Annotated in this window: 14 protein-coding genes; 11 read left to right on the forward strand and 3 right to left on the reverse strand. The window is 58.6% G+C overall.

Annotated features, from left to right (window positions below):
- Positions 1 to 2: 2 nt before the first annotated feature.
- The 11 genes from VRY85_RS12340 (at position 3) to VRY85_RS12390 (ending at position 13096) form a co-directional block, all read left to right on the forward strand.
- On the forward strand, positions 3 to 1010 hold the full coding sequence (locus tag VRY85_RS12340) for a nucleoid-associated protein (RefSeq protein ID WP_414598899.1): 1008 nt from the start codon (positions 3 to 5) through the stop codon (positions 1008 to 1010).
- The gene (locus VRY85_RS12345; protein WP_414598900.1) at positions 1003 to 1920 is read left to right on the forward strand and encodes a hypothetical protein; all 918 of its coding nucleotides are present in this window, start codon (positions 1003 to 1005) and stop codon (positions 1918 to 1920) included. Before VRY85_RS12340 ends, VRY85_RS12345 begins: the two co-directional genes overlap by 8 nt.
- A 1-nt stretch (position 1921) precedes the next feature.
- On the forward strand, positions 1922 to 3043 hold the full coding sequence (locus tag VRY85_RS12350; RefSeq protein WP_414598901.1) for a hypothetical protein: 1122 nt from the start codon (positions 1922 to 1924) through the stop codon (positions 3041 to 3043).
- 60 nt (positions 3044 to 3103) lie between these two features.
- Positions 3104 to 3871 carry an HNH endonuclease gene (locus VRY85_RS12355; protein ID WP_414598902.1) on the forward strand — a complete coding sequence of 256 codons (768 nt, stop codon included), beginning with the start codon at positions 3104 to 3106 and terminating at the stop codon, positions 3869 to 3871.
- Positions 3872 to 3884: 13 nt separating this feature from the next.
- Positions 3885 to 5600, forward strand: coding sequence for a DUF262 domain-containing protein (locus tag VRY85_RS12360; RefSeq protein WP_414598903.1), 1716 nt, complete (start codon positions 3885 to 3887; stop codon positions 5598 to 5600).
- A 95-nt stretch (positions 5601 to 5695) separates the two neighbouring features.
- Positions 5696 to 6955, forward strand: coding sequence for a hypothetical protein (locus tag VRY85_RS12365; protein WP_414598904.1), 1260 nt, complete (start codon positions 5696 to 5698; stop codon positions 6953 to 6955).
- Positions 6952 to 7566 (forward strand): condensin complex protein MksE, encoded by a 615-nt coding sequence (locus VRY85_RS12370; RefSeq protein WP_414598905.1) that lies wholly within the window; start codon positions 6952 to 6954, stop codon positions 7564 to 7566. Before VRY85_RS12365 ends, VRY85_RS12370 begins: the two co-directional genes overlap by 4 nt.
- The gene (locus VRY85_RS12375; RefSeq protein ID WP_414598906.1) at positions 7566 to 10319 is read left to right on the forward strand and encodes a hypothetical protein; all 2754 of its coding nucleotides are present in this window, start codon (positions 7566 to 7568) and stop codon (positions 10317 to 10319) included. Before VRY85_RS12370 ends, VRY85_RS12375 begins: the two co-directional genes overlap by 1 nt.
- Before the next feature lie 2 nt (positions 10320 to 10321).
- Entirely contained in the window at positions 10322 to 11185 is an 864-nt protein-coding gene (locus VRY85_RS12380) for a hypothetical protein (protein ID WP_414598907.1), read from the forward strand.
- 379 nt (positions 11186 to 11564) lie between these two features.
- Entirely contained in the window at positions 11565 to 11876 is a 312-nt protein-coding gene (locus tag VRY85_RS12385; protein WP_414598908.1) for a helix-turn-helix domain-containing protein, read from the forward strand.
- A complete protein-coding gene (locus VRY85_RS12390; RefSeq protein ID WP_414598909.1) occupies positions 11873 to 13096 on the forward strand; it encodes a type II toxin-antitoxin system HipA family toxin in 1224 nt (407 codons plus the stop codon). Before VRY85_RS12385 ends, VRY85_RS12390 begins: the two co-directional genes overlap by 4 nt.
- Positions 13097 to 13334: 238 nt before the next feature.
- Here VRY85_RS12390 and VRY85_RS12395 read toward each other — a convergent pair whose 3' ends face one another.
- The 3 genes from VRY85_RS12395 to VRY85_RS12405 all read right to left on the reverse strand — a co-directional run bounded on the left by VRY85_RS12395 (position 13335) and on the right by VRY85_RS12405 (position 16366).
- Entirely contained in the window at positions 13335 to 14570 is a 1236-nt protein-coding gene (locus tag VRY85_RS12395; protein WP_414598910.1) for an MFS transporter, read from the reverse strand.
- 69 nt (positions 14571 to 14639) lie between these two features.
- Positions 14640 to 15380: an enoyl-CoA hydratase-related protein gene (locus VRY85_RS12400; RefSeq protein ID WP_414598911.1), complete on the reverse strand. Its 741-nt coding sequence runs from the start codon at positions 15378 to 15380 to the stop codon at positions 14640 to 14642.
- Positions 15380 to 16366 carry an NAD(P)H-dependent flavin oxidoreductase gene (locus tag VRY85_RS12405; RefSeq protein ID WP_414598912.1) on the reverse strand — a complete coding sequence of 329 codons (987 nt, stop codon included), beginning with the start codon at positions 16364 to 16366 and terminating at the stop codon, positions 15380 to 15382. Before VRY85_RS12405 ends, VRY85_RS12400 begins: the two co-directional genes overlap by 1 nt.
- Positions 16367 to 16404: the final 38 nt, after the last annotated feature.

Consider the following 16404-nt stretch of genomic DNA (forward strand, 5'->3'; position numbering starts at 1 on the left):
CAATGGAGATTGGTGAATCGATTGTTGAGGACATCATCCTGCATCAGGTTGGAAATCGCCTGCGAGAAGAGCCGCTGACCTTGGCAAATCAATGCTTCGACATTACGGAAAGCATCGCAAATTTAATACTTGGCGGCTATCTGCGAGGCATCGTCAGCGATAAGAATCAGTACATACTCACCCATGAAAGCGACATGACACTGAATGACGTGGCTCACCATGTGTCTGCTTTCTTTTCCAAGAAAATCTCTTTTGTAGAGCTTTCTAGGAACTTGGCTACACACTTGTACGCTTCGGCACATCACCCCAACATTGCATCAGGAGATTTGTTTGTCATTTTGTTTGACAAGCTGAAACTGCATGGGCAGTACAAGTCTGCTATCGGAGTTTACAAGGCGGAATCAAAGCAGCAGTACATTTCCACCGGTACCGATGGAGAAAGCAGGCGGCTCGAAGTGTCAAGCGGCATCAATCCGGATCTGATTGACAAAGGCGCACTCATCGTTGATGGCTCTGAAATCATTTATGCCATCGACCGCCTGAGCAGCCGCACAAAATACTGGATTGAAGATTTTCTCAAAGCGAAGCAGGTTCCCAATGAAAACACAAAAACAGCCGTCGCTGCCGGGCTGATAGAGAAGGTACGGGACAACATCGAAAGCCCCGTGGCAAGGCAGGATTTTTGCCGCGAGGTCATTGCTTTGTGTGCAGACCGGGACGAAGTGCCGGGCGATGAGATCAGGACGGTCTCAGAGAAATACGTCTCATCCGATGTGTGGAGCACCGAGCTGGCCAGAATCACCGAACGCAAGGGACTGGTGGATGCCGACGAAATCAATGTGCCGACCAGAAATCTTCAGGCCAAGCTGAAAAAAATGTTTAACCGCATTAATCTGGGTCAGGATATTGGATTGATACTGCCGGAAAATCTTTCATTCAATGATGTAAGCTTCAAGGATGACGGGCAAGCCATCCAGATAAGCATAACACTGGGGAAGAAGCATGGGTGAGTCATCGAAGACATCAGGTGAGAATGGCGAGAAGATCACGGAAGAACTCCTGAAGCTGATTGGGTGGAGCAACCTCCTGAAGGGCGTCAGCATTCCATGCAATAGAGCGGCACACGACAAGCAAACGCATGGCAATGATTTTGTGTTCATCTATGACAACCCGCTCCATGACAGCCGAACCGATGTTGTTTATATCTCCTCGAAAAATGCCAAAAATGGTTACCCAAAAGGAGAGCAAGGTGTCAGAACGACGTTCAAAGGCCATCTGTCAGAGCTTGATGAAATAGTCTCCTGCTCAAAAATCAGCTCAGAAATCAATCAAGCAATACAAACCTTCGGAGGGCGCAAGCAGAAGAAGCACATAGGCCTACTCGTATGGACGCATGGAGACGGGGAAACACTGGATAAAGACATCAAGCCCGCCTTGAGTCGTATCCAGTTGGATTTATCGTCAAACTGTCCCCTATATCTCGTGGATATGGCTCGGGCCTCCTTCATCAAAGAGGCGATCAGTCACTTCAGGGCCATCAAGCAAGGGCAGCAATACCATTTTTATTACCCCAAGCTTGGAAATGTCATCGCAAACGCAGATGAGCGATACGGCGATCTGCTGCCAATTGAGCTTTTGGCTTCAGACCTTATCCCCTTCCGGTTCATGCTGGGAGAAAAGCCATCTCTCTGCCTGTATGCCAAGCAGGCATTCTCAGAAGAATCCCTGAAGAAACTTTGCAGCTTGGCCTTCGACTTTGCCGATGGCTGGGTGCAGGATATTTTCATCGGCTTGGAAAGCTACCACCCGGCAGACGACAAGCAAGTGAAAGATGCTGTCCTGATGGCCTTTCGGGAAAGGAAGGCAAGCATCAAGGTGTTTTGCTACAAAGAGTCCGTTCTCGATCTTTTGGAGTGCTGATATGGATAAGCCGGCCAAGCAATTTGATTATGAGCGGGCCATGCTCTGGGGGGATCGTTTGAGAGTGCTGCTCAACAGCGATCACATCAGCAATGGCGAGATCACTGAAACCCTGAAGGAAAAGGGCATATTTATCGGCAGTAGTGAAAAGTCCGATACCGTGCCACTGTTGAGTGCCTGCCTTCTCACGCCGAATGAGTTCACGAATCTTGTCGAAAAATCATTCGTTCGCGAGTCTGGAAAGAAGTACTCCTCCAGCAAATTCAAGTTGACATCATCAAATGCCGATTGGAAAACGGAGATACAGAACAATTTTGACTCGGTGGTTGAGGGTATCAAGCTGGGGGATGATCGGGTGTTTGCTTCTGAACCATCCCTCTCGATTGACCCTGATGGAAACGTACGGATCACATATTCCGTGCGCGTCCTCGACTTCAGCAAGGACTGGATAAACCAAGAGATCACTTATCCGGGTGAAATTCTTCTTAAGCAATCCGGCAATGGCTTGGAAATTGAAGTCAACAAATCCAGAACATCACAAGACACCAATAAACTCAATGATGCCATCACGGGCGCCATCGGAAAATTCTGCAAGTCGAAAGGTATCACCACGGACGAAAAGCCAGAGTCCATTCTCTTTGATGATTTCACGAACAATGAGCGCATTCGCTTCTTTCTGCAATTGACATCTGTTAATACACCCGAACTCTCCTTCAAGGAGATTGGGAATTTCGAGATCATTCGAGATCAAGAGGCAGGGGCGCTACCGAAAGAGGAACGAATTGAGTGGATGGAGGGGCATGTCAACAAGATACAGATAAAAGGAAGTGATCTTGGAAAAATCTTTCTTCTTAAGGAAGAAAGCTATTATCAGTATTACTACCTGATTAAAATGACGTCTACATATGCATTCAAGTTCGGTGCAAACGCTGGCGACTGCGGCATTGAATTTGCCTTCTCTGGGAAAACATCAAGAGACGATAGTTACTCTGGCACTGTTTTTGACTTCAGCATTGAGCGACTTCCGCGCCTGGAGGAAGGAAGCAAGAATCGGGTCAGAAAGGACATTATCCAAAGAGTTCAAGCGGCAATAGATGCGGCCTTCAAACATGTCAAGCCGTAGTTGTCGAAACGCCAAGAGCAAGCGCACCATCGAGTGGAACCGGGTGGATTGGACGCAGTCATGAATCCCCTGCAACGCACCCTCATCGAAAAAGCCGGCCACGACAATGGCTTCGAGCACGTGTTATCGCCGGCTGGCGATGCGGTAACACTGGCTTCGGCCCGTCATCGCAGTCAGGCAGTGGTGACAGCATTGGCCGAAGGCTTTGAGGTGTGCTTTCAGCCGGCCACATCCGCGTTATTGCCGGAATTGCTGCGCAGCTTTCAGCCCTGGGCCGGCGCTGCTGGAGTATTTTGGGTGTCCACCCTGGCCGATCTGGCCGCCCTGCTGCGCCGTGCAGCCAGTCTGTCGCAGGCCTTGCCGAACCAGGCGGTGCGCGACTACCACGCTGCCGTTGCGCGTGCGGTGGAAGCGATGCCTGCCGAAGCCCGGGGCACGGAAGTCGAACGCCTGGTGCGTCAGCGTGTGGGACAGGCGCGTTACCGCGATGCCTTGCTCACATATTGGGGTGGCGCCTGTGCGGTAACCGGCATCAGCGTGGTCGAGGTGCTGCGGGCCAGCCATGCCAAGCCCTGGGCCGAATGCGCCAACGATGCCGAGCGGCTGGATGTCTTCAATGGCTTTCTGCTGGTGGCCAATCTGGATGCGTTGTTTGATCGCTTTCTGATCAGTTTCGACGATACCGGACAGCTGCTGACCAGCGCTCGCCTGCCCGCAGGCGATCTGCAGGGGCTTGGCATTCAGCCGGGCATGAGGCTGCGCTGGCTGGCCAGCGAGCACCTGCATTATCTGCAATGGCACCGCGAGCGCTTCCTGCTCGCTACCTGATCGAGGAAATAACATGGCCAAGGCCGAAGCGACCGTTGAAGAGTTGGTCTCCATGATCGAGCGCGGCGAGCTGCGCTTGCCGGAAATGCAGCGCCAGTATGTGTGGCGTTCTACGCGGGTGCGCGATTTGCTGGATTCGCTGTATCGCGGCTACCCATCGGGCGCCATCCTGCTTTGGGAAACGGATGAAGCCGTGCCGCTGCAGGATTTCGCGGTCAGCCAGAGCACGAACCCCTACCAGAGCACGCGGCTTCTGCTGGATGGTCAGCAGCGTCTGACATCGCTCTCGGCCGTCATTCGCGGCGAGCCGGTGTCGGTGCGCGGCCGTCGTCGGCCCATTGACCTGTTGTTCAACTTGGAGCATCCCGACCAGTTGGCGGTCGTGACCGAAGTGGAAGAGAACGGCGACGACGAGGACGATGCCGACGACGATGGCGAACTGATTGGCGACGAGATGGACTCGACCGAGGACGAACTGCTCAAGCGCTTCAACAAGATGACCTTTGTGGTGGCAACCCGCAAGCTGGAGCAGTTGCCGCAGTGGGTGAAAGTGTCGAGCGTGTTCAAGACCGACAACGATGCACCGTTCCTCAAACGTGCCGGCGTCAGCGGTTTTGACGATCCGCGTTACGAGAAGTACAGCCAGCGCCTGGCCCGGCTGCGAGGCATCCGCAAGTACGTTTACCGGATGGATGTACTGGAGCGCACGCTTTCATATGACGAGGTCACGGAAATCTTCGTTCGCGTGAATTCATTGGGCGCCAAGCTGCGCAGTTCCGACCTGGCGCTGGCGCAGATCACCGCCAAGTGGCGGCACTCGCTGCAGACATTCCAGGATTTTCAGAAAGCCTGCGCAGACACGGGCTTTGACCTGGATCTCGGCTTGCACTTGAAGAACCTGATGGCGTTTGCCACCGGTCAATCGCGGTTCCAGATCGTCGCCAGCCTTAGTGTGGAGAAGCTGCAGAAGGCATGGCAAGAAGCCTGCGAGGGAATGGAATTCGCGCTCAACTTCGCCCGGCGCAACCTGGGCATCGATAGCCCGGCGCTGCTGTCGTCGCCCTTCCTGTTGGTCGTTCTGGCGTACTTCGGGCACAGCCGCAACTATGCGCTTGGCAATGACGAGGCGCGACAGTTGCGTTATTGGGCCCTGGCCGCCAATGCCAAAGGCCGTTTCTCGCGGGGTTCCAGTGAGACCATTCTGGATCAGGATTTGGCGACCATCCGCAATGGCGGCGGCGTCAATGAACTGATCGACCGGCTGCGCCTGCAGTTCGGCCGCCTTGACATCACGCCGGAAGAGCTGGAAGGGCGCAACCAGCGCAGTGCGCTGTTCAAGACCATGTTCCTGGCGTTTCGTGCGGCAGGCGCCAAGGATTGGCGCAGCCACTTGGCTATTGCCCTGGATCACTCCGGCAGTCAGCACCGCTTGCAGTTTCATCACATTTTCCCCAAGGCATTGCTGCGAGGCAGTTATACCCCCCGTGAGGCTGACGACATCGCCAACCTGGCTTTCATCGGCGGCAAAACCAATCGCGCGATCAGCGACAAAGCGCCTGTGGCCTACCTGTTACCGCTGGTGGCGCAGCACGGTGCGGCACCATTCGCGGCACAGTGCATCCCGGTGGAGGAGGAACTGTTGGTACTGGATCACTACAAGGCGTTCTTGCAGGAGCGCCGTAAACGCATCGCGGCGGCACTGAATGCTTTCATCCATGCGGCCGCTTGAGCTGGTAATACCGTGTTGTTGCCGCCCTGTGCGGCTGGCGGGTGAGAGCATGCCGCACAGGGCATGCCTGCTCGGTGGTGGGAGACTGAACTGACATGGCCAACCCTCGCTCGCTGGTCTACGCGCTTTACACTCATTGGGACACCGTGGAGCTTTTGGTGCGGCTGTCGCGCGAGTTTGCCGTGCTGACCAGCGATCAGGTATTGAACGGCATTGCCAAGGTATCCGGGCAACGGGATGCCGAAACGCAGGGCGCGGTACTGCGTGCCCTGGTCAATGCGGACATCCTGCAAACCTTGCCGCGCAGCAGCGATCTGCAGCTCAATGCCTATGTGCTGGAGTTCGTGCGCGGCCTCACCCGTGAACATGAGCTGGGCCTGGCTGCCGTACTGCAGGCTCGTGTTGCTGCGATCCGTGAAGCCACCGAAGCACTCAATGAAGGGATGCTCGGGGCCGACATGGATCGCGTGCGCGGGGCCGCCAACAAGCTGGCAGAACTCTTCCGCCAGATCAGCCTGCAGCTCGATCAGGACCGGCACGCGCTCTTTGAGCTGGCGGAAAACGCCAAAAGCGCCGACAGCAGCATGCCGATCAGCCAGCGCTACCGCGAGGTGCTGGAAGCCTACGATCATTATGTGGAGCCGATGAACCAGATGATGGACAGCGGCTCGCAGGGTACCTTTTATCCCTATCTGGAAGAAGCGGAGCGTGCGCTCGACTTGAGCCTAGAGCAATTGTCGGTACAGGGTGCGCTCTACTCGCATCGCTTGCAGTTACGTCAGGTGGCGCACCAGGCCAAGGAGCTGCGGCGCTTTGGCCGGCTGGTTGCGCAACAGTGCGCCGATACACTGCTGCCCCTGCGCGAAGAGCTGCGTCAGCACAACGCACTGACCAGTGCCATCAGCTTGCTGTTGGGGCAGGTGCGCAAACGCGGCCTGCGTCGCGCACTGTCGCGCCCGGCGGATGAGACCGCACTCCCCGTCTGGCGCAATGAGCGCGGTTTCAAATTGCAATTGGGCGATGAGGTACGGGCGGTCATGGCTGCCGCGCACCAATACCAGCCGCAGGCGGTGGCCTTTCCGAAGGATGAGCCTGGCGATGACGCTCCCTTGCTGGAGCAGGTGGACGAAGCCGCTATTCGTGCGCATCTGGCCCGCAGCTTGCCGGTGGAAAATGTGCTCGATTGGCTGCACCGCCATTACGCCCACCTGCAGGATGCCACCTTGCTGCGCCTATTCCATGACCTGCAACATGAGCCCGGCTGGCAGTTCGAGGCAGCCAGCCAGCCTGAAAAAACCACGCTGCAGACGATTCGCGTCCTGCATCACCCTCACCGCGTGAGTATCCCGCAATGACGATCCCACACGCTCTGGCAGCCGCCCTGTCGCAAATGCCGGCATTGGCCGAGCTGTTCCGCTTGTTTCTCTCCGGCAAACACCTGAATCGAATGGCCGAGCCCGCGCTGTGGGCGGAGCTGGAACAGCACGAGGCCAGCTATGTCGGCTTGTTTGCCGCGCTGGGGTTCGAACTGCGCCTGGATGCCAGGGGCTTTGCCTGGTTTCACAACAGCGAGGCCAACAGCAACATCGGCAAAATCAGCCGCCAGCTGGCCTTGCTGTTCATGGTGATCTTCGATGCCCAGGCCAACGCCGGCAAGGCCCTGCAGCGCTTTACCGATTGGCTGATCGACAGCGCCTGGCTGGCCGAGGTTTACAAGCAACAGCAAGACCTGCTGGATGCCGAGGGCCTCAACCCCGACGCCCTGGTGGAGCTGATGGGCCGCGCCTGCAACTTGGGCTTTGCCGTGGCCGAGCCAGCGGGCTGGCGACTGCTGCCCGCTGTATGCCGCTACCTCGACCATTTCGAAAGCCTGGCATTGACGGCCAAGACCGATGGCGACGAAGAGAGCACGCCTGCAGCGGAAGACTGGACTGCGGATGCACCAGACGACGAGGAGAACACCTGATGCAGTACGGGTTCCAACGTCTGGTCCTGCTGGGCAGCGCCGGCTACTCGCGTGCCGAGCTGCCGCTCGATGGTGCGGTCTCTCTGGTAGCGCCCAACAATACCGGCAAAACCAGCCTGATCAATGCCCTGCAGTTTCTGCTGATCATCGACCGCCGCCGTATGGATTTTGGTGCCCACGATGTGGACAAGAGCCGGCGCTTCTATTTCCCCAACAACAGCGCCTATGTGCTGCTGGAGGTGTCGCTGCCGGAGTCCGGCACCGTCGTGCTGGGTTGCGTGGGCAAAGGGGTGAGCTTCGAGTACGAGTATTTCGCCTATGCCGGGCCGCTGAAGGTCGAGGAGTTCTGCCTGCCGGATGGCACCTTGGTGGCACAACCGCAACTGGCCAGCCATCTGGCGAGCCACGAACGCAGGGTGTTCAGCTACAGCAGCAGCGAATTCGCCGACATGATCTATGGCGGACGCAGCCGCAAGCTCGCCAGCCAGCAGAATTTCTGCGTTTTCCGGCTGGAGCACGCCAGTGATGCCAGCGTTTTTCAGAGGGTGCTGACCCGCACGCTGCGCCTGGACAAACTGCGCTCCAGCGAGGTAAAGGACTATCTGCTGCAGATTTTCCGGCGCGATCTGCCGGATGCCAGCATCGACTTCAAGGCGGAATGGGACAAGGCGTTTGCCGACCTCAACGCCGAACGTAGCCAGTACCTGGCCGCTGTGCGGCTGCAAGCCACTCTGGGCGAACTGGAACAGAAGCAGGAGGCCCGCTTGGTGTTGCGCGGCAAATTGCTGTGCTGGCGCCCCTTGATCGACACGGCACTGGGTCAGTGGCAACAGCATTACGAGACCCGCCAGCAAACCTTGCAGCATGAGTTGGCGCAGTGCGATGTCGAGCTGCAGCGCCTGCGCGAACAGGATATGCAGTCGGCTGGCGAGAAGAAAGAGTGCGAGTTGGAACAAAAGCAGCTCGGCCAACAAAGCGAACAGTTGCGCGCCTTGCAGCAGCGTTTTGCCTTGATCCCCGACCGCGCCCTGCTGGAGGCGCGCCGCCACGAGTTGCTGGCGCAACGGGATGCGCTGGTGGTGAGGATCGGCCAGGCCCAGAGCCGCACGCCAGCGGCCATCGAGCGCGAGCTGGCACGGATCGAACGGGAATCCGCGCAGCTGGCGCAGGAGTTGCGCACCCAGGGGCAGAACCTCTATCAGCAACTGGCCAGTGTCGTATCTTCGGAACAACTCAACGCGCTGAACAAGGTGCTGGCCAAGCCGGTACTGACCCTGGGCAACGAAGATTTCCGCCTTGATGGCAAGGCCCTGCTTGCGGCCTTGGTCGATGCGAATGCCGGGCAATTCAATTTGCCTGGCCTGCAACTGCGGCTGGAAGCCCTGCCGGCACAGTATCAGCAACGGACCCTGGCGGAACTGAGCGAATTGCAGCAGGAGTTGCAGCAACAGCAGACTCAGCTGCAAGAACAATTGGCCACCGCCCTGGCTCTGGAAAACGTCAAACAGCAACGCCAAGCGCTGGAGCAGCAACTAGCCGAACTGGATGCCGAGTTGCGGGACTACGCGCACATGCAGGACTTGCGGCAAAGTGAGGCCGAGCGCGAGGAGCGGCTGCAGACACTGGCGAAAAAGCTCGCCGAACTCGGCGCCAGTCTGGCGCAGTCGGCAGAGCGGCACCGCGCATTGGATCAGCAGCGGCAGCAGCGGCAACAGGATTTGGCGGCCTTGCAGCAGCAACACCGGCAGATCGAGCAACGCCGTCATCAGCGAGTCGACCACGAAGGCCCCTTCACCTGGCTGGCCGACCTGCCGCACAGCCCTTGGTTGGCCCAGCCCGAGTTCGCGCTGGAGCAACTGGCTGAGCGACTGCAGACCTATCAGGTCGACTGCCGCCAGTTGCTGGAGCTGGATGAGCAGATCCGCCATCTGCTGGGTGAAATCCATAGCGGCGGATTGACCAAGTATCAGTTTGTCGGCGAACCGGAAAGCGAGATTGTTCGTCTCGTTGAATTCGCCCATCACCTGCCGCAGGAAGCCGAAGCCCTGGAAAAGAAAGTGCGCTCGGCGGTGGTGAATGTGGCCGCCTGCCTGCGCGAACTGCGCGACGGCCTGTTTGCTTTCAAGCGCCGGATGCGCGAGTTCAACCGCAAGATCAGCGGCCGGCAACTTTCCGATCTGGCCGTGTTCAAGATCGAACCCGAAGACGAAACCATTCTGGTCGAGGCCATCGAACTGCTGATCAGTACCGCCGCCACTGTGGACAGTGGCGAAACCTTCGAGCTGTTCAACCAGCAGAGCGTACTCGACGATGATCAACTCAATCGCGCCAAGACCCTGCTGATCGAAGAGGGTAACGCCCGCCATGGCCTGCGGGTGGCCGACCTGTTTCGCCTGCGTTTCTGGGTCGGCAAGGCAGATCGCGAGCCGGAAGCCTTCGATGACCTCGACAGTGCCGCCTCCAATGGCACCGTGCTGATGGCCAAATTGGTGACGGGGCTGGCGATGCTGCATCTGATGCAGGATCAGCGTCGCCCCATCCAGGGCATCTGCTATCTGGACGAGGCACTGGCCCTGGACGCCCGCAATCAGCGCAGCCTGATCGACACGGCGGCGGAGTTCGGCTTCTCGTTGATTTTTGCCTCGCCCGCGCCGCTGACGACCGTGCGCTACTGCGTGCCGATTCACACGCGCAACGGCAGCAACCAGATCAGCCGCCATAGCTGGCAGATCATCGAACCGCTGGATGGCTGAGCATGGATCGAACCTTGCGCGCAGCCTTGCTCAAGCTGCATGGCCAACAAACCCTGCCGGCCAGCCATTTCACCGCCGCTCAGCGCAGCGCTCTGGATCGCTTTGCCCGGCAGACAGGAGCGGTAATCTGCCAGCGTCAGGGGCGCGGGGATGTTTACCGTGTCAGCGATCCGCGACTATTTGATATCCATCTGAGCGCACTCTCCCCCCAAGTCGGGATGCTGGCCACGGACGACCTGCCGCTGCGGGCGCAACACATCGCCCACGCGCGCGACAGCAAAGCGCGCAATCATCAGCATGAGTGCTACTACCCCTTGCTCAAGGCCGTTGGCGAAAAGGTTCTCTGGCGGCAAGGCGAACACGGGAGCGAACTGCCACTCAGCCAGCTCACGCACCACTTCGGGGCTGCCAGCCTGCGCATTGAAACTGGCGACACCTGGCAAAGCGGGCAGCCGCTCTGGCTGGTGGAGAACCAGGCGCTGTTTGACCGCACGGATTGGCTGCCAGTAGGAACGCAAGCCACCCTGCTGTACTACGGCGGACAGCTTGATGGCCGGCTTCTCGCCTGGCTGGGGCAGCGCCCGCGTGCAAGCCGTGTCGTACTGTTCCCGGACTATGACGGCGTGGGGCTGGCCAATTTCGCGCGACTCTTTGCGCAGCTTGGTGACACTTGCGAATGCTGGCTGATGCCCGACTGGCAAAGCAAACTGGCACGCTATGGTAGCCAGCGGCTATGGCAGGATACGCTTCGGGAGTTCACCAGTGCTGTTCTGCAGTTGCCTGATTATCTGGGCCCGTTAACCGAACAAATGCGCCAATCCGGACTGGCGCTCGAACAGGAAGCGGTCTGGCTATCTGTTCTGTAGGTGCCCTTTGAGTAAGCTCGCAATGTCACCTGGGGCCAGGCCAGCCTCTAGGGACCGCCTCAGCGCCTGCTCCAGTTGTTGCCAGCCCTGCGCTGAAGTGACATTACTGCCTAATGTTTCGGTCAGACGGAACATCAGCCCTTCCAGCAGCTCTTCGTCACCCACGTCCGATGCTGTCTGCTCCGCCAGCGCCAAGAGGACGTTGTGTGCTGATGCCAACGAGTCGATTGGCACCCCGGCCAATGCTGCAGGGGGGTAGCGTTACGATGGTCACCGCATGATCGCTCGCGGCAGCTATCGCAGCCATCTGCTTTCAAGAACAAGTAAAGTACATTAAAATGATACTTAAGCAATTTTTTCCGCGTTAAGAGTTATAAAAGTGACTTTTCATCTCTCGACTCCCGCTGAGATCCTGCACGTGCTGGGGGCTCGTCTGCGGGAACAGCGGCTGGCCCAATCGCTGACGCAGCGTGAACTGGCGCAAATGGCCGGACTGTCGCTGGGAGCGGTGCGCAAACTCGAAAGCGACGGTCAGTGCTCGCTGGAAACGCTGGTCCGTGTTGCGCAGGCGCTTGGCTTGCTGGAGGCGCTGGACGATCTCTTTGTGCTGAAACGGCAATCCATCGCCCAGATGCAGCAGGCGGACATTGCCAGCCGCCGCCAGCGTGCGCCGCGTAAGAGAGCATCATGAAGCTGCTGACCGTGCATTATTGCGGCTGGGGTGAGGACTGGCCGTTGGGACGCCTGGCCGATGATGGTCAATCCCTGCTCTTCGAATATTCTCCCGAAGCTCTGTCTCAGGGCTTGGAACTGTCGCCCTTGCACCTCAAGCTGCGTGCGGATGCCTACGGAAGTTTTCCAACCCATTTGCATCGCCTTCCGGGCCTGATCGCCGACAGTCTGCCGGACGGCTGGGGTTTGATGCTGATGGATCGGTTGTTCCGTCAACACGGCTTGCGCCATCCCGGGCCACTGGACCGCCTGGCCTTCATTGGTGAGCGCGCGATGGGCGCGTTGCGCTTCGTTCCGGCAAGCGACGCCGCTGCCCAGGAGCCCGACTGGTCCTTGCTGGCGCTGGCCGAGCAAAGCCGTCTCGCGCTCGCGGGCGAGGCGGGGGCAGCCCTGCGCGAGCTCGCGCTCACCGGCGGCTCACCGCAAGGGGTTCGACCCAAGGCCTTGGTGCAGTACGACGCAACGACCGGGCAAGTCAGCACCCGTCCGGATGCGCCCGGCAGTCCCTGGCTGGTCAAATTCCCGGCGCAGAACGAACACAAGGAGGTTTGCGCCATCGAGCAGCTCTACGCCGAGCTGGCCCGGGATTGCGGACTGGATGTGCCCGAAAGTCGCTGGTTCGACCTTGGCCCCGAACTGGCCGCCTTCGGCGTCGCGCGCTTCGACCGAGAGGGTGGGCAACGCGTCCCGGTGCACAGTCTGGCTGGATTGTTGCAGGTGGATTTTCGCCTGCCCGGTGCCACCGACTACACCGCCTTCCTGCGAGCTACCCGTTTCCTGACGCGCGACGAGCGCGAAGTGGAGAAAGCCTACGCGCGAGCCGTCTTCAATGTGCTCTTCCACAACCGTGACGACCACCCCAAGAATTTCGCGTGGCGTCTCGGGCCTGACCGGCGCTGGCGTCTGGCTCCGGCATTCGACCTGACCTTCAGCGAAGGCCCGATGGGCCAGCATCACCTAGACGTTTGCGGCGAAGGTGCTGCCATCGAACGCCGGCATTTATTGCGTCTGGCGGAGGAAGGTGGCGTCCCAAGGAAACGGGCGGAAGAGGTCATCGAGCGGATGTTGCCGCAGGCAAGCTCATTGGGTGAGCGATTTGAGCGTGTTCCGATCAGGCAGATGTTGGCGCAGCAGATAAAATCCACCATTGATACCTGTCGCAGGCGTCTGGAAAGTTGAATCCGAGCCGCCGCAACGGCGCCAGATCAGGGGTGAACGTACTCACTACTGAGTTTTTTGAGTACAAACATGAGTATATTTTTTAACGGAGCAGCATGGCGAACTGTTTATTCAGTGATTTGCAGTCACAATCGCTGTTCAACGTCTAATTCTGTGCAGTGGCCGCGTCGTTGCGGCCACTGTTTTAATGCAGTGCGGCTCGACCGGTCGACCCCTGAATTGGCCGAGTGCCTGCCGGTTACCGCATCGCCGAAGCAGGTTCTGCTTGCCTGCCTTTCGCCAGCGCTATGGCGGCGGCTGTGTTAGCGATGGCGCCTAACACGAGGGCAAGCTCATAGCTGCCGGAAAGGTCGCGCAGAACACCATACACGGTGGGGCCCATGGCCATGGAAATTTGAACCAGGGTGGCGGCCATGCCGAATACCACGCCGAATGAAGCAGCACCGAATTCGCGTCGGATCACCATAGGTGAAAGTGTGGTGATGTTGCCCACCGTCAAACCGAAACAGATACTCATCGCCATGAGTGCCCATGCGCCGGGCAGCACCGCCATTCCAATCAGCGATGCGGCAGCAAAAAGAAAGATGCCGGCGCCCACTTTGCGAATATCGACTTGGTCGGCATAACGCGCAAGGGCCAGTCGGCCGACGAATGCCGCGACTGCAGCGGAAAATACGGCTGCCGCCGCGCCTTGGGCGCCTAGCGTGGGGACGGCGATGGGCACGTGGTGGCTGAGAAAACCCACCTGCACCATTTGCCCCAGACTGAAGGCTGCGACATGGCTGCGGAACTGCCGGGTCTTCACTGCTTGAGACAAAGTCCATGTGACAGGGGCGGCGGCCGAGGCCTCCTGGTGCTGTGAAGGGGGAGGGGTGCCGTCCGGCAACTGGCCGACTTCTTCTGGGCGCTTTTTCAGAACGAATATCACCAGCGGTAGCACAATCAGAACCGCTGCGACTGCAGCTGCTATAGCGGTAGTCTGAAAACCCCAGGCCGCGATTCCGGCCATCAACAAAGGTGTGCCAATCATGCCGCCAATGCTGGCGCCCAGCATGGCGGTAGAGATGGCCCGCCCTTGCAGGCGGTCAAACCATGGGGCCAGTGTGCTGCCTATTGAGTTGGTGGAGAGGCAGGCGATGCCCAAGCCCAGGGTCAGGAACGCGGCATATACCTGCCAGACATGTTCGCAATACGGCATAACGGCCACTGCCGTTGCCAGAGCTAACACGCCACCAGCAATGACGATATGCGGCCCTCGGCGGGAGATAAAGCGCCCGACGCTGACCATCAGAAGAGCGCTGGTGATATAAGCCAGGGTAACGGCTGTGGAAACGGTGCTGGTGGAAAAGCCGCGCGTTTCTGTCAGAGCGTAGATGTAAACGCCCATGCCGAATGTGCCAAGCGACCAACTGACGGTGGCGAAGGTTAGGCAAGAGGCGACGATTCGCCAACCGTAGAAGGCTTGTTGTGGCATGTGCGCTATTGAATGCAGTGGGCGGGCAGCCCCACAACCCTTGGAGTTAGGGCTGCAGGACTAAGTGCTTTACTTTTTAGAGCGTTCAAAGAAATTTCTGAAGACTTGTTGAGCTTCTTCAGAGTTCAGGCGCTCGCGAAACAACTCTCTTTCGCTATCCAGAACGGCCATGAGTTCGGCACGGCCCGGTTCGCGCAGCATGCGCTTGGTCAGGCGCAACGCCTGAACGGGCTTTTCTGCGAGCTTTGCGGCGGTAGCTCGGGCGTCGGCCATGGTCTGGCCGGGTTCCGATAAGGCGGTCAGAAGCCCGGCCTCGGCGGCTTCGCGGGCGGTGAAACGCTCGCCCAACAACAGCCATTCGCTGGCCTTGCGGCGCCCCGCAATCCGCTCCAGGATCTGGCTGGAACCGCCTTCAGGGCATAGCCCCATCGATACAAAAGGCAGGCTGAAGAAAGCGGAGTCGTCGGCATAGACGAAATCGCAGTGTTGCAGCAAGGTGGCGCCAATACCGATTGCGTAGCCTTCGACTGCGGCAATGACCGGCACATCGATACTGATCAATGTCCGCAGGAACGATAAACCGGCGCTATCGCCGCCTTGGCGGGGTTGCTGGAAATCCTTGAGGTCATTGCCTGCAGTAAACACACCCCCGCTGCCGCGGATAATGACGGAGTGACAGTCGGGGTTGTCGTGCGCCTGTTGCAGCCCGGCTTGCAATTGCCCATACATTTCCACACTCAAGGCATTGCGTTGCTCGGCTCGATCAATGGTCAACACCAGGCCGTGGTTGTGATATTCGGAACGGATCATTACAGCACCGCCTCCTGACGAGCGAAATGATCGCTGTTCATGCGCTGCAGGCTGGCGCGGTATTCGCTTTCCATTTGCGCGACGATGTCGGCCACGGGCTGCACAGAGTCGATATTGCCCACCCCTTGGCCGGCACCCCAGATATCCTTCCAGGCTTTCTTGCGGGATGAACCAAAGTTGGCGGAGCTTTTGTCGACGGTGGGAAGATTCTCTGGGTCCAGCCCGGCAGCAGCGATGCTGGATTTTAGATAGTTGCCGGGAATGCCGGTAAAGAAGGGGGTGTAGAGAATGTCTTTCGAGCTGGAGTCGAGGATGGCCTGCTTGTAGCCTTCCACTGCGTTTGCTTCCTCGCTAGCGATGAAGCGTGTACCGATATACGCGAAATCGGCACCCATCGCCCGGGCTGCGGCGATATCGTCGCCGCGGGAGATCGCGCCCGACAGAATCAGTGGGCCGTCGTAGAAACGGCGGATCTCACCCACCAGCGCCATGGGGTTGGTGGTGCCTGCATGGCCGCCAGCGCCTGCCGTGACCAGAATCAGGCCGTCCACTCCGCCTTCCAGCGCTTTTTCAGCGTGGCGCACGGTTGTGATGTCATGAAAAACCTTGCCTCCCCAGCTATGGGCGGCATCGACGACGCGGTGCGGGGCGCTCAGGCTGGTGATGATGATGGGCACCTTGTGCTCGGCGCAGACTTCCAAGTCGCTGTCTACACGGTCATTAGAAGTATGGATGATGAGATTGATGGCATAGGGAGCGATGATGCGATCGGGCTCGCGTGCACGCAGGTCTGCCAGCGCGGTTTCGATTTTGGTCAACCATGGCGATAACTGTTCCTGCGGTCGGGCGTTCAGCGAAGGCATGGAACCGACTACGCCATTGGCGCATTGAGCAATCACCAGCTCCGGCCCGGACACGATGAACATGGGTGAACAAATAACTGGCAGTCGCAGTTGGCTATAAAGTTCCGAAACGGTTGGATGCATGTGCGGCGTCTCCCTGAAAAGCGTTGACTGATCTGTAA

The organism is Achromobacter sp. F4_2707 (genome assembly GCF_047501535.1).
Lineage (GTDB): Bacteria > Pseudomonadota > Gammaproteobacteria > Burkholderiales > Burkholderiaceae_B > Yanghanlia.